Genomic DNA, 2,825 nt, shown 5'->3' with positions numbered 1-2,825 from the left:
TTGTCTGCTTTTATTGACGGTATTCGTATTAATGAGCCATTTGGGGATGTAGTTAACTGGGACATGATTCCATTAAATGCGCTTGCCAGTTTCGATGTGTTTCCTGGCTCGAACCCCATCTTCGGGTTAGGGACCTTAGGTGGTGCGCTTTCTATGAAAACCAAGGATGGATTTAATCACTCAGGGTTTAATGCAGACGTACTAACGGGTTCTTTTGGACGCAAACAACTTCAGGTAGATGGAGGCTGGAACAATGGTACGGTTGGTTTATTTGCAGCGGGAAACTTCTTTTTAGAGGATGGCTGGCGGGAGAACTCCCCAAGCCGAGTCAATCAGCTTTTTACCAAGGCTAGTTATCGCGGAGATAAGCTAGATCTTAATCTTGGGGTATTAAACGTTTGGAACGATTTGGTTGGTAATGGCCTAATCCCGAATGAAATGTACGCACAAGATAGAGATGGCGTATTTACCTCGCCCGATAAGACTAAAAACAAGTTACTCCAGTTTCAGCTCTCAGGTAGCTATTTCGTTAATGATAATTTTTCTGTCACTGCCCAAGCCTATCGCAGGAAAAGTAATCGGAACCAATATGGCGCAGATGTATATACGCAATATGGTGCGCAGACAGTCAAAAGAAACTTGCGGCCAGGTGAGCAGTTTACGTGCTTGTTTGATAGCACCAATAGCTATGGTCTGCCTGATTATTATGTGCTTGATATGGACACGGATGTAAATGACCCATTTGCCAATCAGGACTTTATAGATTTTATTTCCGGCACTCCACCTGCTGGTTCGTTCAACCAAGCAATTCCTGATGAGGCGAGGGCATTCTTGACTGGAGCGCAAAATAATTTTAATGGGGTATTTAAGAACTATCGAGAACAATTAATCTTTCGCGCGCAAAATGGTTCTTCAGCAGTTATTGGTTCTGGGGAAGTTACAAGCTACAGTAATGGCGAGCCATCATGGGTATACGATACATCAACACTCATACAGCTTCGTACGGTAGTCGGTGACCCCGTTACTCAGGCTTTTTTTGGCCTGCAGAATTTCTATTATTACACGGCGGATGGTGTAAAACACATGGTGGTGCCTGTAGCCCCTAACAATGCCGCCGATTGTGCTGGGTATAAGTCTGGACCGGATGGAACTGATGCTACTGGGCTGCCTCCTCTAGAGGTTCCATATGGCAGTACAGGGCAACCTACTTATGTAGATGGCGCAGCACAAGGAGGGGGGCAAGCGCCGGGTGTAGTAGAAGGTACACCGACCTCTGTGCTTACCAATACTCAAATCGATCAAATCACAGATGGTGCTTCTGTTCAACTGAACTGGAACTTTGAGAAGCACAAACTCATGGTAGGCGCTTCTATTGATATGCCTTCTGCAGACTATACCAGTAGCCAGATGCTGGGATTACTGGACGCTAATCGTAAAGCCTATTTGGCTCCGGATGAAATACGGGATCAATATGCGTTGGCTGATCAGCCAATCAGTAATAATAATTTTAAAGGTAGTCAGGTGACCAAAAGCTTGTATTTTAGCGAGACGTGGAGCCCTATTGAAACTCTACATTTTACCGGTTCAGCACGTTATAACACCACTAAAGGCCATAACAAAATAGCCTCACGTACATTTGGATTTACAGTTTTTGATCTCTCGCAATTTGAAGCTTTTCCTGATGAGTACGGTGCTTGTATAAATGGTAATTGTCCTACGACAGGCTATATAGTCCCGGATGCTTCTAATGTGTTGAATGCTCCTGAAAAAGAGAAATTCTCGTATCAATCGCTTAACCCATCTTTGGGCTTAAGCTGGCAAGCAAAAGATGATCTGAATATCTACGCGAATATCTCGCAGGGTACTCGAGTTCCTTCTGTCATTGAGTTAGGGTGTGCTTTTGATCCAACTCCAGTACAGATTGGTATAAATCAGTTTCTTGCTCGTAGTTTGGCAGAGAATCGTTCTTGCTCATTGCCAACAACGCTCTCAGGAGACCCTTATCTACCTCAGATTAAATCAACTTCCATGGACATCGGTTTAAGAGGTCGTTGGGGTGACAATATTGAGTGGAATTTGGGCGCTTACCAGACAGATTTGCGGGATGATATCTATCTAGTCACTTACCCTGGCAACAGAAGTTTCTTTAATACGATCGGTGATACCCGTCGGCAAGGGATTGAGGCTGGGATGACTGCGTCATTAGACAAGTGGAAATTACGCTTGAACTATGCGCTGACATCAGCAACGTTTGAAAATACCTTCATGATGGCCGCGAACGACAATAGTAGCTCGGTTGAGACGGTTTTTGGTAATAATGACTATGGTCGACAAATTCAGGTCAATCCAGGTGACAGGATGCCTGGTGTGCCACTTCATAATCTGAATGCCACGGTCAGTTATGCGGTGACACCTAAATGGCAATTAGGTCTCACCGCGATTGCGCACTCCATGGCGTACGTGCGTGGTAATGAGAACAACAAACACCAAACAGGTGTGACTTTAGTCGATAGTTATGAGGACCCAACCACAGGAACCATCAGGCAGGTTAGGCGTTCACCAACCACCTCCCCCGGTTTTGTCCCTGGCTACATGACAATTAACTTCCAAACCAGCTACAAGATTAATTCAGAGTGGACATTAGGGTTGCGTATTAACAACATTTTTGACAAGGAATATTTCTCAGCAGGTCGTTTAGGTAGAAATCCATTCTCACCATCAATATATGGTGCGATTGGACCTGATGGCTACAACCATAACTCTAGTGATTGGCAAACAACTAACTTTATTGCACCGGGGGCACCAAGAGGGGCTTGGGTGAGTTT

Annotated in this window: 1 protein-coding gene; it reads left to right on the top strand. The window is 44.8% G+C overall.

Annotated elements, in window-relative coordinates; translation table 11 throughout:
- On the top strand, positions 1-2,825 hold a 2,825-nt coding region (locus tag ACT53C_RS14275), incomplete at both ends, for a TonB-dependent receptor (protein WP_476147033.1).

It is taken from the genome of Methylophilus sp. DMC14 (genome assembly GCF_056314085.1).
This window is presented reverse-complemented; position numbering and strand designations above follow the sequence as displayed.